Below are 23,471 nucleotides of genomic sequence, written 5' to 3' on the forward strand. Positions count from 1 at the left end.
ACTTTTTGATTTTCTTTAGTTCGAAATGATCTTTATTTCATTTTTAATATTCTTTTAGTTTATATATAATCCACAGCCAATTCTTAATTATCTGGAGAGCGTCCATGCGTCGATTAGTGACTCTGATTGCTTTGGTGTTGTGTGGCTGGAGTAGTTTAGTGTCCGCTGCAAACAAGCCCCTTGAAATTGGCTATATGCCCATTATTCCGGTTTCCCAAGCATTTGTTGTTTTGGAAAGTGATGCCTTAAAGAAGGCAGGCGTTAATGACCCTAAGTTGTATCAATTTCAAAATGGCCCTGCGATTGTACAGGCATTGTTGGCTGGGCAGTTAGACGTTGCGTATCTCGGTATTGGGCCGGCGATGGTTGCGCGTGCTAAAGGGGCGGATATCAAAGTGGTCGCTTCTGATATTGTTGAGCAGATCAGTATGGTGGCTTTGGGCAAGTTAGCCCCTTATTTTAAAAATGGTGATGCCAAAACGGCGTTTGCGCGCTTCAAGGCAGCGACTGGGCGTAAAGCGGTTATTTCCACTTTTCCTCGTGGGTCCGTACCAGAAACCGTGTTGCAGTACTGGTTGCAAAAACAGTTGGGCATGAGTCGTGATGAGATTAAGGCCAACATCGATATTGTTTACCAAGGCGCTGCTCAGGTTCAACAGTCACTGATGACAGATGCGGTAGACGGAGCGGCGATTTTAGAGCCCGTGGTCAGTATCGTACTTGATCGTAGGCCGGATGCGAAAGTTGTGGCGTCTGGTTCTGCTATGTTTCCTCACCAGCCAGGTGCCGTATTGGTTGTGCGTGAATCTTTGATTAAGCAGCACCCTGAAGTGGTGAAAGCTTTGGTGAAAGCACATATTGCGGCAACCAACGAATTACGCAACCACCCAGAAAAGGCTGTAAAAGCCGTTGGCAAATATGTCGGTGGTGGCCGTCTACCAGCAAAAATTGTGTTAACGGCCTTGAAGCATTCAGCGGATCATTTCCAAGCCGATCCAAGTGCGATCATCGATGGCACCCGTACCATGCGTGATTTTCAAGCCAGTCAGGGCACACTTAAAGTGAATGTGAACCTCAAAACCTTGTTTGATGTTAGCTTCTATAACGAGTTAACTAAGGAGTAATACCCCCTCATGGTATTCAAGACCGACTTTTTAACACGCTCTCGATGGGGGCGTGCTTTGCTGGGTTTTATCGGGGTTGCGGCGTTTGTATTGCTATGGAAATACGCTCAATTGGCAGGCTGGGGGGCGCCGGGAACGATACCTGATCCATTTAGTTTACCGCAAGCGTTGGCCGATGAGTGGACCTCTGGGCGCTTGTTGCCAGCGGTACTTTCTAGCTTGATCCACTATAGTTGGGGTTTGGCGATTGGTACCTTTCTTGGCTTCATGGTGGGCACCTTAACCGCATCCTCATTATTGCTAGACGCATTGCACGCTTGGCTGGCACGTATTCTACGGCCGATTCCACCATTGGCTTGGGTTGTCTTTGCTATTGCCTGGTTCAAAGTTAGCCATGCTGGGGCGGCGTTTGTTATTGCCATTGGCGTGTTCTGGGTGAACTACTTTGCGACGTATTCAGCGGTACGTAATGTGGACCCTCGCTTTTACGAATTGGCCAATGCGTTTGGTCAAAATGGTCATTTACGTCAGGCGCTTCAAGTAACCTTGCCTGGTGCCGCTACTGGTATTTTTTCAGGTATTCGCACTGGTATTGGACAAGCTTGGATGACGCTAATCGCTGCTGAATTACTGGGGGTTCCCGGTATGGGGCAGGAAATGAATTCGGCTGCTGGTGTAGGAGCTTACAACGTTGTTGTGGTTTACATGCTGGTTATTTCTCTGGTTTACACCCTGAGCGATACACTGTTTGGTTTGATTGAAAAGCGAGTGTTGAAATGGCGCCCATCCTAAATATTGATCGTCTGAGTTATCACTATGGTAACAATCCAAACCCCGTATTTGCTGATTTGGATCTTCGGGTCGAAAAAGATGAATTCATTGCGGTTGTGGGAGGTTCTGGTGTCGGCAAATCGACTCTACTTCGTTGTGTAGCAGGCCTTGCTAAGGCGAGCCACGGCACTATCTCACTCAATGTTGAGGAGAATGATACCCGACGTTCTCGCGGTATTGTGTTTCAAGATGGTCGCTTGATGCCTTGGCGTCGATTACGCAGTAATGTTGCCTATGGCCTAAAAGGGCTTAATCTGACGGCAGAAGAAAAGCGTGCCCGAGTGGATGATGTGCTAAAACTGGCTCGACTGGAAGAATTGGCGGATCGCTGGCCGCACCAATTATCTGGTGGGCAAGTTCAGCGTGGCGGGATTGCCAGAGCATTAGCTGTCAAACCTCATTTGTTATTAATGGATGAGCCGTTCAGTGCGGTAGATGCTATCACTCGTCAACATTTGCAAGATCAGTTGTTGGCAATTTGGGAAAAAACACGTAAAGCGGTGATGTTTATCACCCATGACATTGAAGAAGCTGTATATTTAGCAGATCGAGTGGTCGTGTTATCTGGCTCGCCTGCAAATATTGTATTAGATCAACGTATTGAACTGCCCCGTCCTCGTCGTCGAGGTTCCGATGCGTTACAAAAATTGGCTCAAGATATCGCGAATACACTTTAATTTTAGAAAGACACTTTCATTTTAGAAGGATACCGTGATGGCAGTCACTCAGTTATTGATCCACGCACCAACTTTGGATGCTTTGAAGCGAGCGCAGAACAACGCTCGTAATTTGCTTAAATTAGAACCGGAAGCTCAAGTTGAAATCGTCGTAAATGGCCCTGCTACGGCGTCGGCAGTCACCTTGAATGACGAGGATATTCTGAGTCGATTGGTGCTTTGTCGTAATAGTCTGCATGCTCAGGGACTGACTGCCCAACCCCAAGTTAAGGAAGTGGATGCTGCTGTACAGTACCTAGCGCAACAGCAGTTAAAAGGTTGGTCTTACATCCGAGCCTAAACGTTTTGCTATTTCTTATAAATGACTAGCAATGTGCTTCGAGGAAGGATCGATAAAACGATGTATTTTTTCAGGAGCATGTTCTAAAAGTTAAATTTAGGTAAGAGCCTATGGTACTACGTTTGTTATCTGAAGCCGATGTACATTGCTTGTTGTCGTTTGAAATAGACAATAGGCGATGGTTTGAGTCCTATATAGATCCGAGGGCTGTAGCGTTTTATAGTGTCGATGGCGTGAGCGAGCATATTGCTAAATGCCTCTCCTTGTATCGAAGCCAAGAGATGCTTCCTATGCTGATAGTGGATGGTGGCGATGAGATAGTCGGGCGGATTAACCTTAGGGACATTGATATGCAGGATCGATCTGCTTATTTAGGCTATCGAATAGGAGAAGCTTTTACTAATCGAGGGCTTGCAAAACAAGCCGTAAAAGAGTTGATTGCACAAATCGCCTACTTGAATCTAAAAACCTTAATAGCCTATGTCTCTGCTGATAATATCGCTTCGCAGAAAGTCCTACAGCACAACGGCTTTTTACCAATAAAGACCCATGAAGATTATGCGGTGATCAAAGGGGCTTTTGTGGATTGTATTGAATATCACCATAGTCTGTGACAAAACAATCTACTGATAGTAATAAGCCAGTGGCTCTTAAGGTGAAGTGGTTTTTTTATTGATGTTCAAAATGTCCGGCGGTGAATGGTTTGTTATTCGCCACGGTGAGTAAAATGTAGTTGTCGAATCAAGGGCATGAGGATGAATGCCCTTGATTCAACAAAAATATCATTTATGAATAAAGCTTTTAAGCAGAGCTAAAAATTGAACAGGAGATTCTACCGATGGTACATGGCCAATCTTCTCTATTGTTTCTAGCTTGTTAACCTGAAGTAACGAAGCAAGTGTTTCCATCAACTCCGGTGTGGTGGCGACGTCTTTTTCACCACAGATTAACTGTACCGGAAGTGATGTTGGCCCTAGTTCATCGGTGAGATCCATATTGCCAAGCCAGGCACAGAGTGCGCCATAGCTGAAGTCGTCTACCTTGGCGAGTTGCTCCTGCCAGTAGCTTGCTAAGGTTGGGTTGGTTTGCACGCTGTTTTCACTAAACCAGCGTAACACTAAGGTAGCCGCCATACTTTCTAATCCCTGAGCCATGACATCTTTTTGGCGAGTTAGCCACGCCTCTTTGCTGCCAATTTTTGCCCCCGTGTTGGTTAAGGTGGCGCTTAATAAACGCTCAGGGTATTGGGTTACCAGTTGTTGGCCAATCATGCCGCCAATGGAGGTTCCCACATAGTGAAACTGCTTGATACCAAGTTCATCACATTTTTCAATTAATGGATTGATCAAGGCATTTGCTGTTAATGGGGAAGTGCTTGGATCAAGTGCGTCGCTTAGTCCATGACCCGGAAGATCCCAGCGAACGACTCGAAATTGTTTCAATAACTCTGGGACAATACCATCCCAAACTCGGCTGTTCATGCCCAAAGGGTGACCAAGCACAATAGTGGGCTTATTACTGTCGCCTTCAAGTGTAAAAAATAGCTTCTTCATTAAATGTCGCTCCGTTCGATTAGCATAGCAATGCCTTGTCCGACGCCAATACACATGGTACACATTGCATAGCGTCCACCAGTACGTTTTAACTGCATAGCAGCAGATTGTAATAGACGAGCACCTGACATACCTAATGGGTGCCCGAGAGCAATCGCGCCACCATTTGGATTAATACGTTCATCTTCTGGGGAAAGTCCCAGTTCTTGTATACAGGCTAACCCTTGTACAGCAAAGGCTTCATTTAATTCGATCACATCCATGTCGTCGAGAGAAAGGCCGGTACGTTTTAGTAATTTCTGTACGGCGGGAACCGGTCCCATGCCCATTACACTGGGTTCAACGCCTGCTGTTGCCATCGCGATGATTTTCGCTAATGGGTCTAATTTGTGGCTTTCAACGGCTGCTTTACTTGCAATCAACATAGCAGCGGCACCGTCGTTTATACCGGATGCATTGCCTGCTGTCACTGAGCCATTGTCCCGAAACGGTGCTCTCAGTTTTGCTAAATCTTCTAGTGTGGTATTAGGACGTAAATGTTCGTCTTGATCGACGACTATTGGATTGCCACGTTTTGGCTGGATCGTAATAGGGGTGATTTCTTCAGCAAAGCGGCCTTCTTCCTGTGCTGCTTTGGCTTTTTGTTGAGAGCGCAAAGCGAATGCATCTTGCTGTTCGCGAGCTATCTTGTAGCGTTCGGCAATATTTTCCGCCGTTTCTGGCATGGATTCCGTGCCATACATGGATTTTAAGACGGGGTTGATAAAGCGCCAGCCCATGGTGGTGTCTTCTAATTTTTGCTGTCTATCGAAGGCGGTATTGGGCTTCCCCATTACAAACGGCGCGCGAGACATGGATTCAACACCACCGGCTAACATCAATTCTGCTTCACCCGCTTGTATGGCTCGGAATGCGGTACCAATAGCGTCCATTCCTGATCCACATAAGCGGTTCATAGTCGTCGCAGATACGCTATAGGGTATACCAGACAATAGGGTTGCCATGCGTGCCACGTTACGATTGTCTTCACCTGATTGATTGGCACAGCCAAAAATTGCATCATCAATGGCGGCTGGATCAAGGTCTGGGGCATCTTTGAGTACTGCTTGAATGACTTGAGCTAGCATGTCGTCTGGACGAACAGCCGCAAGAGATCCGGCGTAACGGCCAATGGCAGAGCGTTTAGGGTGACAGATGTAAACAGAGCTCATTTTGCCTCCTGTGCACTGTGTGCTTTTTCAGTTCGGGCTTTTAATTCGCGTAATACCTGCAGCTCTTTTTCGTTTGGTGCTGGTGTGGTCTCAAGAGAGTCCGCAAATTTAATTTCCCACCCCGTCGCTTCAATAACGTCTTGTTTTGTTGTACCAGGATGTAAGCTAGTGACAATCAGCTCCTTGGTTGCTGGGTCGGGTTTTAAAATACATAAATCTGTAATTACCACACTTGGTCCACGACCAATAGTCGGTAAGTTATCGCGGCCTTTGCCATCACGACCAAAACCTATCGTGGTGATGAAGTCTACGTCTTTTACAAAGGTACGTTTTGAGTGTTTCACGGTAATAAAGACTTCTTTGGCATTGGTGGATATTTCAGGGGCACCACCACCACCCGGTAAACGAACTTTTGGGTTGGCATAACTGTGAGCACCATTTTTGCCGCTTTCAGGATGATTGGCTGCAATCACCGTGGTATTCAAATTAGCAAAACGGTCTATCTGCGCGGTGCCTAAAAAGCCAACATCGATGTGTCCACCTTGTAGCCAATAACGGAACATTTCTGGCACAGAGACGGTGGTGAGAGCGGATTCGCATAGTTCTCCATCGCCAATGGACAAAGGCAACACATCCGGTTTGGTTTGCAAGGTGCCTGATTCGTAGATCAAGGTCACATCAGGCGCATGAGTCAAACGTGCTACGTTGGCAGCCTCGCTAGGTAAACCAATCCCCACAAAGCAGGTGGTGTTATTGGTTAGGGCACGTGCCGCTGTGATGGTCATCATTTCAGAAGAAGTGTATTGAGTGGTATCTTGATGCGTTGTCATATTAAACGTCTCCTTGGCCAAACACATGGGATTCCAACCATTGGTTGAAGCTGTCTCTATCGCGACTGATGTGATCCCATTGTTTGTAATAATTGTTGTCTCTGTCGTAATAGCCGAGCGTATAAGAGGGTTTTGCGCCTTCAGGTGCGACGGCTATCGCGTCAATTGTCCAGGCTGGTAAAACGCAGGCATTTGGTGTGACATCTAAGTCATCGACAATTTCTTCTACTGTGACAATGCTTCGTTTGGCAGACAGGACAACTTCTTTCTGCACACCAACAATCCCCTCGATAAGCACATTGCCAGCGCGGTCTGCTCTTTGAGCATGAATAATGCCCACATCGGGTCTAATGGCAGGAATGGCAGCCAACTGCTCGCCTGTAAAAGGGCAGGTTATGGTGGCTATTTCTTTATTGACGAGGGGTAACTCACTGCCTACATAACCACGAAAAACCGCCAGCGGTAGGCCAGCAGCCCCGGCTTCATAGGCATTTGCCATAGCAGCATGGCTATGCTCAACCGTTTCTAGCTTGCAAGGGTAATCATGTTCTATGGCATCACGAACGCGGTGAAGGGAGCCAACACCAGGGTTTCCACCCCAAGAGAAGGTCAATTTCCGAACGCAACCGGCACCCACTAATTGGTCATAAATGAGATCGGGAGTCATACGAATTAGAGACAGGTTGCGTCTTTTCTGACGGATGATTTCATGCCCTGCCGCGAAAGGAATGAGGTGAGTAAACCCTTCAAGCGAAATGGTGTCACCATCTTTTACATAGGTCGCGACAGCGTCTTTCAGTGTCATAAACTTAGTCATAATGTATCCTGTTCGTTATACGAATTTAAGTTTGCAATACGAACAAGATAAATCAATCCAAGATTAGTGGTCAAGTTAAAATTTTGTATTTGTCTTTTTTCTCTTGATTTAGATAAAAAATGCGATGAAAAGCCTCTTCCCTCTAGCGAGCCCGTAACGAATCATAAATAATGGCGGGATTATTAATGGCTATGAGTAAACAGGGTATGAGTGAGGAAAAACTGTCACCGGATCATCGTGACTATGTCGGGGCATTGGCATCAGGGTTGGACGTCATTATGGCATTTGATCCGCAGCATAAAGAGATGACTCTGTCCGAAGTGGCTGAGCAAACTGGTATGGATAGAGCCAAAGCCCGACGTTTTTTACTGACTCTGCACGCTCTTGGGTACATTAAGCGAGAAGGGCGGAAGTTCACGTTAACGCCCAAAGTGTTAGCACTCAGTTACGCTTATAACGTCAGTAACGACCATCTCAATGTGGTTGAGCATTATCTACATGACATTACCGCGCGACTGGGGGAATCTTCGTCTTTAGCTGTGTTGGATCAACAAGACATCATGTATGTGGTGCGTTCGCCAGCAGCCCACCGTTTGATGTCGATAACATTAAGTGCTGGGACACGGTTGCCTGCGGCATATACTTCCATGGGTCGGATATTGGTTTCAAGATTACCGTTTGAAGAACAAAAAGACTGGCTCAACAATGTGTTCCTTCACGCCTATACCCCGCATAGCATTGTCGATAAGTCTGCTTTTGAGCAAATGCTTGTTCAGGTCGGCGAGCAAAACTATTGTATAGTGGATCAAGAATTGGATCTTGGCTTACGCTCCTTGGCGGTGCCTGCGTTCACTTTCGATGGCGCGTTGCTGGGGGCCATTAATCTGAGTACCAATGCATCGCGGGTAAGTCATCAAACCCTGATAGAAGAATACTTACCTGTGTTGCAGGAGGCAGCAGAACAGATTCGCCTGCATACAAAATAACCTTGCCGTAATCAATGCTTATAAGCCGCTCTGACGATTCTCAATCAAGTTTTTGAGAATTTTAACGGCCAATGTTGTAATGGAATCCATGGGTTCTTTTCGACGGCTAAATATAACTGGACAGGTGATGGACTTATCTTGCAAAGGAAGGAACACCACATCATCTCGTCCAAAATGTCTTACTTGTTCAGACACCAGAGTAAAGCCCATTTCGGAAGCCACTAAACCTAGTGCTGTTTGGAGGTCATTGACTTGTTGAGTCACGTTTGTGGTTAACCCTCGGCTGGTAAACAATGAAGTACAAATATCCGCGAAGGTAGGCGTAGTGGCTCTGTTTGCTGGATACAAGATCATCGGCATCTTCGCCAGCTCTTCCAGCGTCGGTTCCCCTTTTTTTAGCAGAGGGTGACCAACATGCAATGCCACCAATAAGGGTTCTTGGAATAAGATAGTTTGCTCTACTTGCTCGTCGGGAATGATTAAACGACCAAAACCAATATCAATTTTACCTGTCTTTAAGGCCTCGATTTGTTCACCGGTTTTTAAATCATGCATCAAAATTTTCGCGTTAGTTTGTTGACGCAAGTCCCTAACGAGGGAGGGTAATTGACCATAAAACACGGATGGAACAAAGCCAATGCTGAAAACGGCCTTTTGTTCTTCTGCTATTCGGCAAGTATTTTCAATGACCATATCGGCCTTTGCTAGCAGCTGCTTTGCTTGTTCCCAGAAGTACTCTCCTGCGGGGGTCAGTGTTAACCCCCTGGAGTGACGAGTAAAAAGTTGTGCCCCCACATCGTCTTCCAATTGCTTTATCTGCCTTGTTAATGGCGGTTGAGCAATAAAGAGTTTTTCTGCCGCGCGAGTAAGGTTTTTCTCTTCTGCCACTGCACAGAAATAACGTAGATGTCTTAACTCCATTGTATTTTTACCTTTTGTCAGTGGTTAGAGTTTGGTGTACTGAAATGTTTTTGAGACTGCTTTTTTTGTATGTTTTTTAGGCGATATTCAAATTGCCCGCGTCGCATTTTTAATTTGCGTGCTGCGGCCGAAATGTTGCCCTGACAGCGTTCTAAAGCATAGGTCAGCACCATTTTTTCAACAGCTTCAAGTGACCCCGTTGTTTCAACTAGATTCTCAATCAGTTGCTCCGTAGCGAAGCTATCAGAATCTGGGACCGGGGAGTTTTTATGCAGGTGGCCGTCTTCGCCAAGCCTAAACAGAACGTCATCTATTTGCTCACCGCCAGAAAACAAGTGGTAAACGTCTAAATTATCACCGTCGTCGGCCATGATCACACCACGTTCAACGATGTTTTCTAATTCTCGAACATTTCCAGGCCAACCGTAAGCCCAGAGCGCAGCATGGGCCGCTTGAGTGATACCATTAATTTTTTTCTTAAAGCGTCTTGCATAACGCTCCACAAACACATTCATTAGCAAAGGAATGTCTTCGCGTCGTTCTCGCAAGGAGGGGATATTGATGGGGAAGACGTTGAGCCGAAAAAATAAATCTTCGCGGAACCTCCCTTCACGTACTTCGTCGCGAAGGTCTCTGTTTGCGGCGGCGACAATGCGAACATCTATGGTAATGATCTCGCTTCCCCCTAAACGTTCCACTTCGCCTTCTTGCAATACCCGCAATAGCTTGCCTTGCGCAGGCAGAGGTAAACTGGCAATTTCGTCTAAGAATAAAGTGCCGCCATCGGCTCTCTCAAAACGTCCGCGCCGAGAAGTGATTGCGCCAGTGTACGCCCCTTTTTCCACGCCAAACAGCTCTGCTTCAACAAGGTCGTGGGGAATTGCGGCACAGTTTATGGAGATAAAGGGTTTGTTAGATCGTTGGCCAATGACATGCAATGTCTTAGCAAAGCGCTCTTTACCAACGCCACTCTCACCGTTTAGTAACACTGTTGCATCGGTTGAGCCGACGCGCTTGAGCAAATGAATGGCGGCATTGAATGGAGCCGACACACCGATGAGTTCGGGTAAGGGTTCGGCTGTCTCTGTTCGTCCTGTTTGCAAGGAGTTGTTAGTATGGGGAGGGCTGCCCGGAGCCGACACAAAACTTTCCAGCTTCATAAAGGAAAGATCGTGCTCGATATCCTCGCACTCTTCCAGTGGCTGACCAATGACTCGACAGCGTGAGTGCCCCATGGCGACACACTCAACTTCACGCCAGATGATTGGGCGCCCCATCATGGTTGTCGTAAAGCCATTGGCGTACCCTGTCATCATCCAGCAAGCCGGTTTCCCTCCGACCCCAAAGTGGTTATGGTGCGCTTCTCCTTCCCATGAGGATTGCCAATAGTAATCCCCATGAAATTCCCCCGTGTCTGTATTGTAGGCCATTCGGTTGACAGCTTGATTGTGCATGAAGCCTTCTATCTCACGCAACCTAGGTCCAAGCGCCATACTGTGCTTGAGGTTTCCCCCTTCATGTTGTCGCAAGCAACGACCATCCACGACACCTTGCTGATAACCGATGCGGGTGAATATCTCTCGGGTCTTATCTAGGCCTAGCCGTTCAATTAATTCTTGTCTTAATGACGTCATTGAAAAGCAGTGCATGAGGAGCATCCGCTGATCGAATAGGTGGATATGGCCGCTATCAGGCGTGAATCTTAAGTACTGTGCCAGTACGTCGTCATCGATCATCTCATTTATGTTGTGCAAGGTTTTATTATTTTTATTCATTGTTATCTCCACACTTATTTTTTCAGCAATAGCAGAAAAAACACGTTATAGACAGATAAAAATTTCATCATTTGCGTAGAAAAATATTTCTCATAATTTTTACTGTATCAGTTGATAAAAATAAATTCCATATAAAACATATAGTTAGATAGGGTTTAAGAAACTGGCATATCTTTCGCTCTAGTTCTCTACATAAATGCCAGTGTCTTAATGCATTGAATGACGCCCAAAACTATAAAAATAAGAGAGGAGTATACGTATGGCTGATTCTTGGTTACAGGTTGCTGTACACAATAAGTATCTTCTAGCAGAAGATGTTATTGGTCTTGAGTTGAAAGCTATTCACGATGAGACATTACCTCCGGCCGAAGCTGGGGCTCACATCGATGTTAAACTTCCCAATGGTATCACTCGGAAATATTCGCTTACCAATTCCCCTGACGAAGTGGGGTTGTATAAATTAGGTATTTTACTTGATCCCAATAGCCGTGGCGGCTCTGCCTATGTTCATAAATCGCTGAAACAAGGTGATGAGATATCCGTCTCAACTCCTTACAACTATTTCCCGTTAGTTAATTCCGAGCATGTCATGTTATTTGCTGGGGGGATTGGTATTACGCCCATTTTTGCGATGGCCGAATTACTGTATCAATCTGGAAGAAGTTTCGAGCTTCACTATTCCTGCCGCTCAAGAGCGAAAATGGCATTTTTACAGGTTCTATCGCAGAAGCCTTGGGTGGATAGGGTGACTTTCTATTTTAACGAAGATGATCAAAAAATCGATGCAGAAGAGCTCATTGCGAATGCTGCGCCGACCACGCACCTGTATTGCTGTGGCCCGTCGGGTTTTATCAATTGGATTAATGATGTCGCGATCAACAACCAATGGTCGAGTGAGCGTATTCACTTTGAACGTTTTAATATGGAGCAAAGCAATACTAGCGGCCAAGACAGCGTGTTTGAAATTCGTCTTCAAAAAAGTGGCAAAGTGATCGAGATTGGAGCTGATCAAACTGTCGCTCAGACATTACTTAACCATGGTATTGATGTCGCCATGTCCTGCGAACAGGGCATTTGTGGTTCCTGCATGATCCCTGTTGTTGAGGGGATTCCTGATCATCGAGACATGTTTCAGTCTGAGGCAGAGAAGAAAAGGAATAATCAGTTTACTCCCTGCTGCTCACGCTCACACAGCCAAATCTTGGTGTTAGATATTTAGTGAATAACTAGCGCTACGACGATACAAATTTGGACTTAATGGTCCAATGGCTAAGGCATCTTAGTCGTTTATGGTGGCTCGTCAGTCAGCCATTTTTCAAATGAAGTACGTTTGTAAAACAATAATAAAAGAGAGAGAAATTATGACTTCAGATAATAAAAATCCTTATCTAATGAATGTATGGTACGTCGCCGCTTTGTCTACAGAAGTAGGCAAAGAAGAACTGTTCAGTCGTACATTGCTGGATACATCGGTTCTCATTTACCGAACTGAAGATGGTACCGCCGTTGCGATGCAAGACCGCTGCCCTCATCGTTTTGTACCGCTGAGTATGGGGCGACGAGAAGGGGATGACATCGTCTGCGCCTACCACGGCCTGAAATTTAATTGTGAGGGTAAATGTAACCATAACCCCCATGGGAATAATCGTATACCGACGGCTGCTCAAGTGCGGTCTTATCCAATTATTGAAAAGTATGGCTTCATCTGGATTTGGATGGGCGAAGACGCAGCCGATCCAGCTTTGCTTCCTGATTTTAGTACATTGGTCGAAGGGCATCCTAACTCGGTTGGTTACACTTACATGCCACGTGAATGTCACTACGAGCTGATTACCGACAATGTTATGGATCTGAGTCACATTGATCATTTACACGGCGAAATCATTACCACTCGAGGTCAATTATCGCCAAAGGTGCCTCTGATTCGAGAAGGTGAGCGGAGTCTTTCAGCGCGATGGGAATGGGTGCAAAAGCCCGCCATGCTGATTTTTAATCAGCACCTATCAAAGCCTGATGATGAAGCCGATCATTTCTTCGATATCACATGGACGCCACCTGCCAATATCCAATTAACTGTGGGAGCAAACCAAAATAAAGGGGCTTTAGACCTAGAACATACTGTCGGTCAGTACGATCTCCACACCAGTACGCCAGGCTCTCAAAATTATACCCATTACTTCTTTGCAACGCGTCGTAATCATCTTGAGGAAGACGCTGAATACAACGAGATGAAGATCAAAGCCATGCACGAAGCGTTTGTCGCGGAAGATGGCCCCGTATTGGATGCTGTCCATAAAGAGATGGGTACGTCAGATCTATTTAGTCTCAACCCAGTGTTGCTTACCAGCGATGCCGCGCCTGTCAAAGTGCGACGCTTATTAAAAAAAATGGTAGAGGCTGAGCAAGAGAGCCGTTAACGCCAACCAGTTACCCGTCGTTCTTCTAGAAGTAAAGGCTTAGTTGAGCGATGGGTAATCCATACCTTATAGGTATCGCTAGGAACTAAATTGATATTTGTTCTCTGTTTCGGGTGAGTCTAGTGTAGGTAAAAACAATAAACGGATGCACCTTAGCATGACATCGAAAATTACTCATATTGAAACAATGCTTGTGGATATTCCCACGATTCGCCCTCATAAATTATCTATGACGTCTATGGCCGTGCAAACCATGGTGATTGTTCGTATCAAAGATGATCAAGGTCGTGAAGGCTTAGGCGAGGGCACGACTATTGGTGGTTTGGCCTATGGTCCTGAAAGCCCAGAAAGCATTAAAATGAACATCGATACCTACCTTGCGCCTCTACTTATCGATCAGCCACTTCATAGCATAAAGCTACTTATCCAACGTTTAAGCATGTCTGTACGGGGTAATATGATTGCCAAATCGGCTTTGCAAACCGCGTTGTTGGATTTGCAAGGCAAACATTTAGGCGTTCCTGTTTCCACTTTATTAGGTGGCGCTATTCACCAACATATCCCCTGTCTATGGGTGTTGGCATCGGGTGATACGGATAAAGATATTACCGAAGCGAAAGCGCTTATCGCTAGCGGTCGACATTGCGACTTCAAGCTTAAAATCGGCTCTCGACATGTGAATGATGACGTGGCCCATGTGGCGGCTATTAAAGCGGCCTTGGGTAATAGCGCAAGTGTGCGAGTCGACGTGAATCAAGCGTGGGATGAATCAACGGCAACAAAAGGTATGGCGGCGCTTCAAGAAGCCGGTGTGGATTTAGTTGAACAGCCAACTCCAGCAAAAGAATGGGATGCCTTGGTTCGATTATCGCAAAAATTTACGATTCCTATTTTAGCCGATGAAGGTGTTGCTGATGCCTCAGATGTTTTCCAGCTTGCTCAACGTGGTTTTAATGGCGGTATCGCTTTGAAAATTGCCAAAGCAGGTGGACCTATTGAAGCACTTTATGCGGCTACCGTTTCATCTGCGTCAGGTATGGGATTATATGGTGGTACTTTACTAGAAGGTTCTATTGGTACAGCGGTTTCAATTCATGCTTGGTCTACTTTACCGAAATTGCATTGGGGCAGTGAAATGTTTGGTCCTCTTCTTTTGCAAGATGACATCATTAAACAGCCGCTTCGTTACCATAACAATGGTGTGGATGTTCCAGATTCACCTGGTTTAGGTATTGAAATTGACGAAGAAAAGCTGGCGCTTTATCGACGTAAATAATACAGCACCAACGCAAACAATCATGAGGAAATGAACATGCTTTTTAAAGTTGAAATGACAGTAAATATTCCTAAAGACCTTCCGGTTGCAGAGGCAGATGCGATCAAATTGAAGGAGAAGAATTACTCACAAGAATTACAAAAAGCGGGTATTTGGCTGCATTTATGGCGTGTCGTTGGACAGTATTCAAATGTGAGTATATTTGATGTCAAAGACAATGCTCATTTGCATGAAGTCCTCACAGGCTTACCTTTGTATCCTTTTATGACGATGGAAGTGACAGCCTTATGTCAACATCCATCTTCCATAAAATAGCGCTAACTATTTAGAACAAAAATAAAATTTAATAAAAGTGCTGTGATGGCACATAGAAGCGGAGAGATTGAAATGACTGTTAAAACAATTCAAACAGAAGCAGTACAAGCGTTATTGAAAAAAGTGGCTGGCTTGGATAAAGACCAAGGCAATCCTCGCATGAAAGAAATCATTTATCGCCTAGTTTCTGATCTTTACAAAATGATTGAAGACCTAGATATTACGCCAGATGAGTTTTGGATGTGCGTGAATTATGTAAATGACCTTGGTACGACTAAAGAAGCCGTTTTGCTTGCGCCAGGTTTAGGGTTTGATCATTTCTTAGATATTCGTGAAGATGCTAAAGATGAAGCAGCAGGCCTAGCGGGTGGTACACCACGTACTATTGAAGGCCCTCTATATGTTCAGGATGCACCAGTCTCAGAAGGTGAGGCACGTATGGATGATGGCAAAACACCGGGCCAAGGCATGTGGCTTCACGGTAAAGTGTTGGATGAAGAGGGTAACCCTGTAGCGGGAGCTGTTGTCGACCTTTGGCACGCTGACTCTAAAGGTGGTTACTCTCATTTTGACCCTACACAAAGCAAATTCAATCTACGTCGTAAAGTGATAACGGATGCTCAAGGTTGCTACAGCGCTCGTAGTATTGTGCCAAACGGCTACGGCGTTCCACCAGAAGGTAATACCATTAAAGTACTTCAGAGTCTTGGTCGTCATGGTAACCGCCCCGCTCATATTCATTACTTTGTATCTAAACCAGGCTTCAAGCATCTAACCACACAGATTAACTTGGCTGGTGATGCATATACATACGATGACTTCGCTTTTGCGACTCGAGATGAATTGGTTGTTGAGGCAACACCGTTGAATGACAAAGCCCATGGCTTTGATAGCGAATATTTGGACGTTGAGTTCAATATTGAAATTTGTAAAACTGATAAGCCAGAATTAGAAGACAAACATGCTCGTGCACGAGCAACAGTAGCTTAACTTTAATTAGTACTGCTTCTGGTCGACTAATTAGCTTTTAATGAAAATCCCTTGTTGATCTCAACAAGGGATTTTTAATTTACGCCATTAGGCTCTAGTGAGCCTAAAACGCTTTACTTCTGTCCCCGAAAGTTGCCAACGATGTAATCTACAATGAAAAAAATCCGGTTGTTTTTAGAGAAAAATCCTTTCATATAAACAGCTGGATAAGCCGTGTCTCTTTGATTTGTAACCCTCATAATAAAGCCTTAGGCGCTGAATGCCCGTAACGCAAGGGGACTAAAAACAGCGATTTTTTTCAGTCATCAACAAGTTCCTGAAAAACTCTTCTACAACATGAGCCTTTCATCTCTTGCAGACAGTATGGTTGTCATCATTCGAATCCTTGTTATGTCCATCTTTCTATGAGATCGAATGAACGATTCTGTTTAAAGGATTTTTGTGAGATATCACAGTGGTTTATATTAAGTTGATCTTAACAAGAGAATAAAAATTCATTATTCATAAACGTAGTTTATTATTTTTAGCCATTTATGTTGATGGTCACTACTTATGCAATATCTTCAGGTGTAAGTTTAGCCCACGTATTTGATAGGGATATGATGATTAAAAAAAATTAGTCGATATTATAGCTTTAATAAAAGCTTTCACCATCGTATAAAAAATTTGATTGTGTTTTTTTAATATTTCTGGATTTTATTGATTAACCAAACCTGCATCCTAAAGAATAAGTCATCATATTGGTTTTTCCTGAATGGGATATTGTTTTAAAAAAACTATAAAAATGAGAGGAATAGCTTATGGCGTTATTTGAATATTTCCCAAACTATGTTTGGAATTTATCCGTTTCTATTGCATTAGGAAGCGGAGCCAAAATTGGTGAAGTTATTGATATGTGTAAGCCTTTACGCGAAGCCGCAGAAAATGGCGAAGATGCGGGGACAGCAGAATTTCTGATTCAGTGGGTCAATATGGCGGATAAACTGATTGGACTAGCTGATGAAGATGAAGACGCAGGGAATTACTTTTCGGCTGGTACCAAGCTAAAGAGAGCGGCGCTGTATTTAATGGTGGCTGAGCGAATGCAAGGTCAAGGACATCCGAATCGAAAAGAGACTTGGGATAAAGCGCAAGAGACATTCCGTAAAAGCATTAGGCTCAGCAAAGATAATTGTGAGTATGTAAAAGTGCCACTTGATAACGGCGGTATTATGCCTGCGTTGTATGTTCGAGCTGAAGGAGAGGGCCCTCACCCAACAGTCGTTTATTGTAACGGTTTGGACAGTTGTAAAGAGATGCTCTATTGGTCAAATCTACCACAGTCTCTGGCCAAACGAGGAATATCGACGCTTTGTGTTGATCAACCTGGTACTGGTGAAACATTGCGCACTTACGGTTTGCCTGCGGTTTATAACAGTGAAGTTTGGGCATCCAAAGCGGTTGACTGGCTAGAGCAACAAGACGATGTAGACGCATCTCGTATTGGTATGACGGGAATTTCTTTAGGTGGTCATTATGCGCCTAGAGCTGTCGCCTATGAGCCAAGGTTCGCAGCTGGTGCTGTATGGGGAGCAAATCATAACTGGGCAGAAGTGCAGCAGAAACGCTTAAAGCGTGAGGGTGAAAACCCTGTTCCACATTATTGGGCGCATGTCATGTGGGTGTTTGGAGCAAAAGATATGGATGATTTCTTTGTTAAAACAGAAGGGATGAATCTTAATGGTGTGATGGACAAAATTAAGGTGCCGTTCCTTGTTACTCATGGAGAAAAAGATCGTCAAATTAATTTGGATTACGCTTACCAAAGCTATGACCAGCTAATCAACTCACCAAATCGTGAATTTAAAATCTTTACGGAACGTGAAGGCGGGGTCGAGCATGTTGGTGCAGATAATATGAGTTTTGGTTGCGATTATATTGCTGATTGGTTCGCCAAAACGTTGGGTGGCAAACGGGGGTAAGAAAGAGATGGCTCGTCAATTTATTGATTTATCGATTTATCTTGAGAACGATGTGATCACTGATCCGCCGTTTATGCGTCCAGAGATTACATATCAGACGCATGAGGAAACGGTTCCAGAGGCGAACCACTTTTTCCCCGGTGTTGCGGCGGATGAGTTTCCCGGTGGTCATGGATTTGCGGCGGCTGAGACCGTGAAGCTCACCACGCACAATGGTACACATTTGGATGCTCCTTGGCACTTTCATCCCACTATGAACAATGGTGAAAGAGCGATTACCATTGACGAGGTGCCATTAGACTGGTGCTTTCGTCCTGGGGTGAAGTTGGATTTTCGTCATTTCGAAAACGGCTATGTTGTGACCGCAGCGGACGTCGAGGCGGAACTGAAACGTATTGGCTATGAGCTGCAACCCATGGACATTGTTTTGGTGAATACCGCTGCGGGTAGTGCGGTTGGCGATCCTGATTTTGTCAATATTGGTTGTGGTATGGGCTATGAAGCAACGATGTATTTACTTGAACGTGGTGTGCGCGTGACGGGCACAGGTGCTTGGTCTTGGGATGCACCATTTAGCCATACTGCCAAACGCGTCGCTGAAACGGGTGATAATTCGCTGATTTGGGAAGGGCACAAAGCCGGTAGGGACATAGGCTACTGTCATTTGGAAAAGCTTCATAATCTCGAAGTCCTTCCACCCTTTGGCTATACCGTTGTTTGTTTTCCTCATAAAGTACGCGGTGGCTCAGCGGGTTGGACTCGCGCTGTTGCTATTATTGATGACTGAAGTAAATCGCCAACAGCGATAATATTTTTGGATTAATAACATTAGTAAAAACTTACTAGATTGTTCGAGAAACATTATTGGTTCCCCCTCTAAAAGCATTTATATGCCAAGGTTAGAAATTGAAAAAGCTAATATAAAGGGGGAGTTCAAGGTGAATAATAGGATGAGTCGAAATTTCATTGTATATTGACTCCTTGTTGAATAAGTTCAAAATAACCACAACGGTTCACAAGCTATTTGTGAGTGCATCGGCATTATGGTGAGTTAACACTGATAAAAGGTTTTTCTAAAAAGAGAAGGTGACATGCCTTTGTATTACTGAAAGGTGTGACGAGCGTGTTGAGTATGTGAATCATTATGTGGAATTCGCTCGCTAAAGACTATTTTAGTGACGCTGAAAAATGAGTCTTGCCATGTATGAACTGCACCTTAAACGTGAATAAATCCACTAAAACACCGCTTTTTTTAAACGAGTAAAGCGGTTTTTATGATTCTGTTTTATCAATGTGAATGTGCAATTTTAATGGCTTCCCATTATTTATACTCCTGTTAATTTGGGGAGATTATAAAAATAATTACTGTTATGGGAGTGGAAAGTAACTATGTTCAATAGATTTACTGGTAATCACGTTAATACACTATTACGTTTTAAAGTGCCTCACCTTTGCTTTATCTTGGTCACGGCCTCCATTGTGTCTTTTTCACCATCGGTTCAAGCCGATACCACTCACTAAACATCTCGTCCTAATATTCTTCTCATTGTTGCGGATGACTTGGGCTATTCCGATTTAAGTGCTTTTGGCAGCGAAATCCAGACACCTAATATTGATGCGCTAGCAAAACAAGGTCGCGTACTGAGCAACTTTCATACCGCTGCCGTGTGTTTGCCAACCCGCTCAAGCTAAATGACAGGGGGATATCATCATTTTGCTGGGATTGGCAACATGGCTGAGGTGGTTGGGCTAAACATTGTTCAAAACCAACCTATCAATGCGCCTTGGGGAAAATCCAATACCTATGATTTTGATAATATTCCAGATCAATACGATGGGCATTTGAGCAAGAATACTGAGACTATTGCTGAGCTTTGGTCGGATGCAAAGCATAAACGTTGGTTTAGAATTGATCGAAGTGCCCTGCCTTATGCGCGTGGCTTTGAAAAATCGTTCACGCTTATTGATGGTGCGGGTTCTCATTATGCACCGCCAACGGTTCCTACTCCACTGGACTTAACTATGTATGCGGATAACGATCATGTTTTCCCCGCGAAACAGCTTCCTAAGAATTTCTACTCAACCACCTTCTATACGCAGAAGATGATCGAGTACATTGATTCAAGTCACAAAGATGAAAAGCCTTTCTTTGCCTACGTTGCATACACAGCACCCCATTGGCCTTTGCAGGCGCCGCAAGCGGATATTGATGCGCAGAAGGGTCGTTACGATGTGGGGTACGATGTGATCAAGACGCAACGTCTAGAGCGTATGAAGAAACTTGGTTTGTTGAAGGATGTTATTAAGCCAGATCAAGGGCAGAAAATTCTTAAACATTGGAACTAACTAACATCCGAAGAAAAACAAAAGTCAGCGCGTTCGATGGAAATTTACGCGGCTATGGTCAGTAACTTGGACCGCAATGTAGGCAAATTGATTGCGCATCTAAAAGCGATTCATGAGTACAACAATACGCTGATTATGTTTATGTCTGATAACGGAGCAGAAGGCGCGCCATCGTTTCAATTGCCAATTCCGGGCACTAAGGTGAATAACTCATTAGAGAATATGGGGCGACCAGGTTCTGTGGTGGCTTATGGCGCAAACTGGGCTCAGGTAAGTTCTGCTCCGTTTAAATTATTTAAAGGTTTTACTGGAACGGAAGGTGGTACGTTATCGCCCTTTATTGTGAAGTTAAACGGTGAAGAGAAGGCCAAACCCACGTCAGATGCGCGAGTTCAAGTGACAGATATCGTGCCGACCTTATTAGCCGCAGCGGATGTTAGTTTGCCGGGGAAAGAATACAAAGGCCGTAAGATCTACCAACCAACGGGTATTTCTTTTCTTCCAGAGTTAAAAGAAAATACGAGCTTCTCACACATTTATAAGAAAGGCACTGTGCTTGCGGATGAATTGATGGGAGCAAGTTATGTGGTGCGTGACCAGTGGAAACTGGCTCAGCAGCCGTCATTAGGCCGCAAACCAGTGTTTAGAAAAGATGTGCCTTTTGCCTTGTAGGATATCACTAAGGATCGTGGTGAGACGCAAGATGTTGCCAGCCAACATCCAGAATTAGTCGAAGTGTTAAAAGCAGATTACCAAGAGTACGTGAAGAAAAATAAAGTACTTGAGCAAGCGGCTTCGTATAATGGTCGTTAAAACCTCGTGAGAGAGTGATATGAATCGAATTGACAGCTTTGGCGTGATGGCCAAACCAAGTAGTTCTGTCTGTAATATTGACTGTACCTATTGTTTCTATTTGGAAAAAGAGCACCTTTATCCAGATAGAAAGAGGGCTTGGCGAATGAATGACGCCACGCTGGATAATTACATTCGCAGTCAAATTTACTCTCAGAAAAGTGATTTGATCGAATTTGTTTGGCAGGGCGGGGAACCAACGCTTTTGGGGGTTGGCTTTTTCGAAGAGGTTGTCGCCCTGCAGGACAAATATCGTGGTGTGAAAGCCATCACCAGCTCACTTCAAACAAACGCCACCTTGCTCGATGATGATTGGGTGGCTTTTCTGAAAAAGCATAACTTCCTAATTGGTGTGTCTATTGATGGTGATAAAATCAGCCATGATACTTATCGTCTGTCGCGAAAAGGACAAAGCACCTTTGATGACACCCTGAGAGGCTTGTCTCTACTCAAAAAGCATCGAGTCGATTTCAATACTTTGACCGTGGTGAATGCCGAAAATGTAAAGCGCCCTTTGAATGTCTATAACTTCTTAAAACGAATAGGCAGCCAATATATGCAGTTTATTCCCTTAGTGGAGCGCAAAGCCATCGTGCCAGACAGTCATGGTTTGATCCTAATCCAACCGAAGTCTAACTTGGCAGAATGGTCGGTACCTGCAAAGGCGTATGGCAAGTTTCTGAACACGATATTTGAACATTGGATTCAAAATGATCTAGGCAAAATCGTTGTCATGAATTTTGAGCAAACCATGAGTCAGCTTGCCGGAAGACCCGGAGCCTGTGTATTCAGTGAGAGTTGTGGTAATGGTTTAGCGATGGAGTCCAACGGTGATGTGTATTCATGTGACCATTATGTGTATCCAGAGCATAAGCTTGGTAACGTCAACGAAAACCAACTTATTGAGCTAGTAAACCTGCCGCAAAACCTCGCCTTTGGACAAGATAAACTTCTTAATATAAGTGCGGATTGCCAAGGATGCGAAGTACGATCTGTCTGCCACGGTGGTTGCCCGAAACACAGGTTTGAAATATCCAGTGATGGGCGAGGATGGATTTAAAACGTATTTAACGCATACCGTGCCCAAAATGGCACAAACGCTGCGCCTGTTATCATCTCAAACTCCGGTGAAGAAGATAAAGCAAATGATGAAACAAGAGTTTTACTCATAGCATAAAAACTCTTTGTTATCTTTTAGTCTTTATCCATATTGATAGCAGCGTCCTTTAGTATTTTTCTGAACCAGATTAAGCCTTCATCGTTATTTCTATATTGATGCCATTGGATGCATTGTTGCATTGGCGGCATGTCAAAAGGCAGGGGGAGGATTTTTAGTGGCCACGCTTTTGCCATTCTTTCTGCCAAGCGTCGGTGAACGGTCGCAATATTTTCTGACCCGATAACCATACCTGATAACACAGAAAAACTGAATGTGGTCGCAACCAATCGACGTTTAATATTGTACTTTTGGACAAAAGTAGTTTCGAAGTAATCTTTTTTCGTTGCAGCAGGGCGCATTAAGACGTGGCCTGCCTTTGCGTATTCTTCAAATGTCAGTTCGTTTTTGGCAAGCTGGCTGTCTGCCCATACCACACAAACAAACTTTTCTTCGTAAAGAACATCGCTTGGGTGATCCTTAGACACAAAGTTGGCTGGGATGATTAATAAATCCGCCTCACCACGCTCTAAGTGTTCGTGTGGGTTATCTACCTGAGGTAAAAATTCAAAACGTGCTGAACTCTTTAGCTTTCCGGCTAATTCGAGTACATGAGGTACTAGAACCGTTTGGGTATAGTCGGAGCAAAACAGACTAAATATACGGTCGGTCGTTTGTGGATTAAACGTCGGCTGAACTAAGATCGTACTTTCAATGTTATTTAGTGCGTTTCTAACATGGACCTTCAGACTTTCTCCAAGTGGAGTGATTACCATTTTTCGACCAATCTGGGTCAGCAAATCATCCTCAAAATATTCTCTTAAGCGTGACAGTGAGTTGCTTAACGCAGAAGGGCTCATATTTAGTTGTTCTGCACCTTTGGTAATACTTTTTACAGTTAAAAGCGTGTCTAGCGCGACCAGTAGATTCAGATCCAGTTTTTTAAAACGCATGGCAGCTCTCTCGATATTGTTATTTTAATTATTCGATACTATCGAATGGTCGATATGATTTAAAGGATTTTTCTAAAAGGTTGGAGTCGCTTACATTTTGGCTTGTTCTTGAAAATAAAAATAAAACCCTAGCAAAAAGG

The 23,471-nt window shown here is 44.4% G+C and carries 22 protein-coding genes and 1 pseudogene; 16 read left to right on the top strand and 7 right to left on the bottom strand.

Annotated features, from left to right (window positions below; translation table 11 throughout):
• Positions 1 to 104 precede the first annotated feature (104 nt).
• The 5 genes from AC0VYG_RS09855 (at position 105) to AC0VYG_RS09875 (ending at position 3,586) form a co-directional block, all read left to right on the top strand.
• Positions 105 to 1,124 carry an ABC transporter substrate-binding protein gene (locus tag AC0VYG_RS09855; RefSeq protein ID WP_475432105.1) on the top strand — a complete coding sequence of 340 codons (1,020 nt, stop codon included), beginning with the start codon at positions 105 to 107 and terminating at the stop codon, positions 1,122 to 1,124.
• Positions 1,125 to 1,133: 9 nt separating this feature from the next.
• Positions 1,134 to 1,916 carry an ABC transporter permease gene (locus AC0VYG_RS09860; protein WP_475432106.1) on the top strand — a complete coding sequence of 261 codons (783 nt, stop codon included), beginning with the start codon at positions 1,134 to 1,136 and terminating at the stop codon, positions 1,914 to 1,916.
• On the top strand, positions 1,901 to 2,632 hold the full coding sequence (locus AC0VYG_RS09865; RefSeq protein ID WP_475432107.1) for an ABC transporter ATP-binding protein: 732 nt from the start codon (positions 1,901 to 1,903) through the stop codon (positions 2,630 to 2,632). Before AC0VYG_RS09860 ends, AC0VYG_RS09865 begins: the two co-directional genes overlap by 16 nt.
• Positions 2,633 to 2,669: 37 nt before the next feature.
• Positions 2,670 to 2,972, top strand: coding sequence for a DsrE family protein (locus tag AC0VYG_RS09870; protein ID WP_475432108.1), 303 nt, complete (start codon positions 2,670 to 2,672; stop codon positions 2,970 to 2,972).
• 110 nt (positions 2,973 to 3,082) lie between these two features.
• Positions 3,083 to 3,586 (top strand): GNAT family N-acetyltransferase, encoded by a 504-nt coding sequence (locus tag AC0VYG_RS09875; RefSeq protein ID WP_475432109.1) that lies wholly within the window; start codon positions 3,083 to 3,085, stop codon positions 3,584 to 3,586.
• A 168-nt stretch (positions 3,587 to 3,754) separates the two neighbouring features.
• Here the strand turns inward: AC0VYG_RS09875 and AC0VYG_RS09880 are convergent, their stop codons facing one another.
• From AC0VYG_RS09880 to AC0VYG_RS09895, 4 genes are read right to left on the bottom strand one after another with little or no spacing between them, the layout of a single operon-like run.
• Positions 3,755 to 4,525, bottom strand: coding sequence for an alpha/beta fold hydrolase (locus tag AC0VYG_RS09880; protein WP_475432110.1), 771 nt, complete (start codon positions 4,523 to 4,525; stop codon positions 3,755 to 3,757).
• Positions 4,525 to 5,736, bottom strand: coding sequence for a 3-oxoadipyl-CoA thiolase (gene pcaF, locus AC0VYG_RS09885; RefSeq protein ID WP_475432111.1), 1,212 nt, complete (start codon positions 5,734 to 5,736; stop codon positions 4,525 to 4,527). The genes AC0VYG_RS09880 and pcaF overlap by 1 nt, the downstream gene beginning before the upstream one ends.
• Complete coding sequence (locus AC0VYG_RS09890; protein WP_475432112.1) at positions 5,733 to 6,566, bottom strand: CoA-transferase subunit beta; 834 nt, start codon at positions 6,564 to 6,566, stop codon at positions 5,733 to 5,735. Before AC0VYG_RS09890 ends, pcaF begins: the two co-directional genes overlap by 4 nt.
• Before the next feature lies 1 nt (position 6,567).
• Positions 6,568 to 7,383: a CoA transferase subunit A gene (locus AC0VYG_RS09895; RefSeq protein WP_475432113.1), complete on the bottom strand. Its 816-nt coding sequence runs from the start codon at positions 7,381 to 7,383 to the stop codon at positions 6,568 to 6,570.
• 185 nt (positions 7,384 to 7,568) lie between these two features.
• On the opposite strand from AC0VYG_RS09895, the gene AC0VYG_RS09900 reads away from it, so the two are divergent.
• Positions 7,569 to 8,369, top strand: coding sequence for an IclR family transcriptional regulator domain-containing protein (locus AC0VYG_RS09900; protein ID WP_475432114.1), 801 nt, complete (start codon positions 7,569 to 7,571; stop codon positions 8,367 to 8,369).
• An 18-nt stretch (positions 8,370 to 8,387) separates the two neighbouring features.
• Here AC0VYG_RS09900 and AC0VYG_RS09905 read toward each other — a convergent pair whose 3' ends face one another.
• Together AC0VYG_RS09905 and AC0VYG_RS09910 are read right to left on the bottom strand one after the other, a co-directional pair.
• Entirely contained in the window at positions 8,388 to 9,290 is a 903-nt protein-coding gene (locus AC0VYG_RS09905; RefSeq protein ID WP_475432115.1) for a LysR family transcriptional regulator, read from the bottom strand.
• A gap of 17 nt (positions 9,291 to 9,307) precedes the next feature.
• On the bottom strand, positions 9,308 to 11,065 hold the full coding sequence (locus AC0VYG_RS09910) for a sigma 54-interacting transcriptional regulator (protein WP_475432116.1): 1,758 nt from the start codon (positions 11,063 to 11,065) through the stop codon (positions 9,308 to 9,310).
• A gap of 259 nt (positions 11,066 to 11,324) precedes the next feature.
• Here AC0VYG_RS09910 and AC0VYG_RS09915 point away from each other — a divergent pair, with 259 nt between their 5' ends.
• The 10 genes and pseudogenes from AC0VYG_RS09915 (at position 11,325) to AC0VYG_RS09960 (ending at position 22,282) form a co-directional block, all read left to right on the top strand.
• Entirely contained in the window at positions 11,325 to 12,284 is a 960-nt protein-coding gene (locus AC0VYG_RS09915; protein ID WP_475432117.1) for a PDR/VanB family oxidoreductase, read from the top strand.
• Between the two features lie 142 nt (positions 12,285 to 12,426).
• The gene (locus AC0VYG_RS09920; RefSeq protein WP_475432118.1) at positions 12,427 to 13,482 is read left to right on the top strand and encodes a Rieske 2Fe-2S domain-containing protein; all 1,056 of its coding nucleotides are present in this window, start codon (positions 12,427 to 12,429) and stop codon (positions 13,480 to 13,482) included.
• A gap of 157 nt (positions 13,483 to 13,639) precedes the next feature.
• Complete coding sequence (locus tag AC0VYG_RS09925; RefSeq protein ID WP_199477638.1) at positions 13,640 to 14,758, top strand: muconate/chloromuconate family cycloisomerase; 1,119 nt, start codon at positions 13,640 to 13,642, stop codon at positions 14,756 to 14,758.
• A 36-nt stretch (positions 14,759 to 14,794) separates the two neighbouring features.
• Positions 14,795 to 15,073 carry a muconolactone Delta-isomerase gene (catC, locus tag AC0VYG_RS09930; protein ID WP_199477639.1) on the top strand — a complete coding sequence of 93 codons (279 nt, stop codon included), beginning with the start codon at positions 14,795 to 14,797 and terminating at the stop codon, positions 15,071 to 15,073.
• Positions 15,074 to 15,145: 72 nt separating this feature from the next.
• A complete protein-coding gene (gene catA / locus AC0VYG_RS09935) occupies positions 15,146 to 16,063 on the top strand; it encodes a catechol 1,2-dioxygenase (RefSeq protein ID WP_475432119.1) in 918 nt (305 codons plus the stop codon).
• Between the two features lie 800 nt (positions 16,064 to 16,863).
• Positions 16,864 to 18,024: an alpha/beta hydrolase family protein gene (locus AC0VYG_RS09940; protein ID WP_475432120.1), complete on the top strand. Its 1,161-nt coding sequence runs from the start codon at positions 16,864 to 16,866 to the stop codon at positions 18,022 to 18,024.
• A gap of 7 nt (positions 18,025 to 18,031) precedes the next feature.
• Positions 18,032 to 18,811: a cyclase family protein gene (locus tag AC0VYG_RS09945; RefSeq protein ID WP_475432121.1), complete on the top strand. Its 780-nt coding sequence runs from the start codon at positions 18,032 to 18,034 to the stop codon at positions 18,809 to 18,811.
• A gap of 602 nt (positions 18,812 to 19,413) precedes the next feature.
• Entirely contained in the window at positions 19,414 to 19,545 is a 132-nt protein-coding gene (locus AC0VYG_RS09950) for a hypothetical protein (protein WP_475432122.1), read from the top strand.
• A 15-nt stretch (positions 19,546 to 19,560) separates the two neighbouring features.
• Positions 19,561 to 21,042, top strand: a pseudogene (locus AC0VYG_RS09955) (sulfatase-like hydrolase/transferase).
• Positions 21,043 to 21,202: 160 nt separating this feature from the next.
• Positions 21,203 to 22,282 (top strand): anaerobic sulfatase maturase, encoded by a 1,080-nt coding sequence (locus AC0VYG_RS09960; protein ID WP_475432123.1) that lies wholly within the window; start codon positions 21,203 to 21,205, stop codon positions 22,280 to 22,282.
• A gap of 134 nt (positions 22,283 to 22,416) precedes the next feature.
• On the opposite strand, the gene AC0VYG_RS09965 is transcribed toward AC0VYG_RS09960, so the two are convergent.
• Entirely contained in the window at positions 22,417 to 23,331 is a 915-nt protein-coding gene (locus tag AC0VYG_RS09965) for a LysR family transcriptional regulator (RefSeq protein ID WP_475432124.1), read from the bottom strand.
• Positions 23,332 to 23,471 lie beyond the last annotated feature (140 nt).

The sequence above is a fragment of the Marinomonas sp. 63XJN7_7_ISO-PGPR-S23-202 genome, assembly GCF_056173505.1.

Excerpts from the sequence above, each read along its gene's own strand:
- AC0VYG_RS09855 (WP_475432105.1), top strand. The coding sequence starts at position 105 with ATGCGTCGATTAGTGACTCTGATTGCTTTGGTGTTGTGTGGCTGGAGT.
- AC0VYG_RS09860 (WP_475432106.1), top strand. The coding sequence starts at position 1,134 with ATGGTATTCAAGACCGACTTTTTAACACGCTCTCGATGGGGGCGTGCT.
- AC0VYG_RS09865 (WP_475432107.1), top strand. The coding sequence starts at position 1,901 with ATGGCGCCCATCCTAAATATTGATCGTCTGAGTTATCACTATGGTAAC.
- AC0VYG_RS09870 (WP_475432108.1), top strand. The coding sequence starts at position 2,670 with ATGGCAGTCACTCAGTTATTGATCCACGCACCAACTTTGGATGCTTTG.
- AC0VYG_RS09875 (WP_475432109.1), top strand. The coding sequence starts at position 3,083 with ATGGTACTACGTTTGTTATCTGAAGCCGATGTACATTGCTTGTTGTCG.
- AC0VYG_RS09880 (WP_475432110.1), bottom strand. The coding sequence starts at position 4,525 with ATGAAGAAGCTATTTTTTACACTTGAAGGCGACAGTAATAAGCCCACT.
- pcaF (WP_475432111.1), bottom strand. The coding sequence starts at position 5,736 with ATGAGCTCTGTTTACATCTGTCACCCTAAACGCTCTGCCATTGGCCGT.
- AC0VYG_RS09890 (WP_475432112.1), bottom strand. The coding sequence starts at position 6,566 with ATGACAACGCATCAAGATACCACTCAATACACTTCTTCTGAAATGATG.
- AC0VYG_RS09895 (WP_475432113.1), bottom strand. The coding sequence starts at position 7,383 with ATGACTAAGTTTATGACACTGAAAGACGCTGTCGCGACCTATGTAAAA.
- AC0VYG_RS09900 (WP_475432114.1), top strand. The coding sequence starts at position 7,569 with ATGGCTATGAGTAAACAGGGTATGAGTGAGGAAAAACTGTCACCGGAT.
- AC0VYG_RS09905 (WP_475432115.1), bottom strand. The coding sequence starts at position 9,290 with ATGGAGTTAAGACATCTACGTTATTTCTGTGCAGTGGCAGAAGAGAAA.
- AC0VYG_RS09910 (WP_475432116.1), bottom strand. The coding sequence starts at position 11,065 with ATGAATAAAAATAATAAAACCTTGCACAACATAAATGAGATGATCGAT.
- AC0VYG_RS09915 (WP_475432117.1), top strand. The coding sequence starts at position 11,325 with ATGGCTGATTCTTGGTTACAGGTTGCTGTACACAATAAGTATCTTCTA.
- AC0VYG_RS09920 (WP_475432118.1), top strand. The coding sequence starts at position 12,427 with ATGACTTCAGATAATAAAAATCCTTATCTAATGAATGTATGGTACGTC.
- AC0VYG_RS09925 (WP_199477638.1), top strand. The coding sequence starts at position 13,640 with ATGACATCGAAAATTACTCATATTGAAACAATGCTTGTGGATATTCCC.
- catC (WP_199477639.1), top strand. The coding sequence starts at position 14,795 with ATGCTTTTTAAAGTTGAAATGACAGTAAATATTCCTAAAGACCTTCCG.
- catA (WP_475432119.1), top strand. The coding sequence starts at position 15,146 with ATGACTGTTAAAACAATTCAAACAGAAGCAGTACAAGCGTTATTGAAA.
- AC0VYG_RS09940 (WP_475432120.1), top strand. The coding sequence starts at position 16,864 with ATGGCGTTATTTGAATATTTCCCAAACTATGTTTGGAATTTATCCGTT.
- AC0VYG_RS09945 (WP_475432121.1), top strand. The coding sequence starts at position 18,032 with ATGGCTCGTCAATTTATTGATTTATCGATTTATCTTGAGAACGATGTG.
- AC0VYG_RS09950 (WP_475432122.1), top strand. The coding sequence starts at position 19,414 with ATGTTCAATAGATTTACTGGTAATCACGTTAATACACTATTACGTTTT.
- AC0VYG_RS09960 (WP_475432123.1), top strand. The coding sequence starts at position 21,203 with ATGAATCGAATTGACAGCTTTGGCGTGATGGCCAAACCAAGTAGTTCT.
- AC0VYG_RS09965 (WP_475432124.1), bottom strand. The coding sequence starts at position 23,331 with ATGCGTTTTAAAAAACTGGATCTGAATCTACTGGTCGCGCTAGACACG.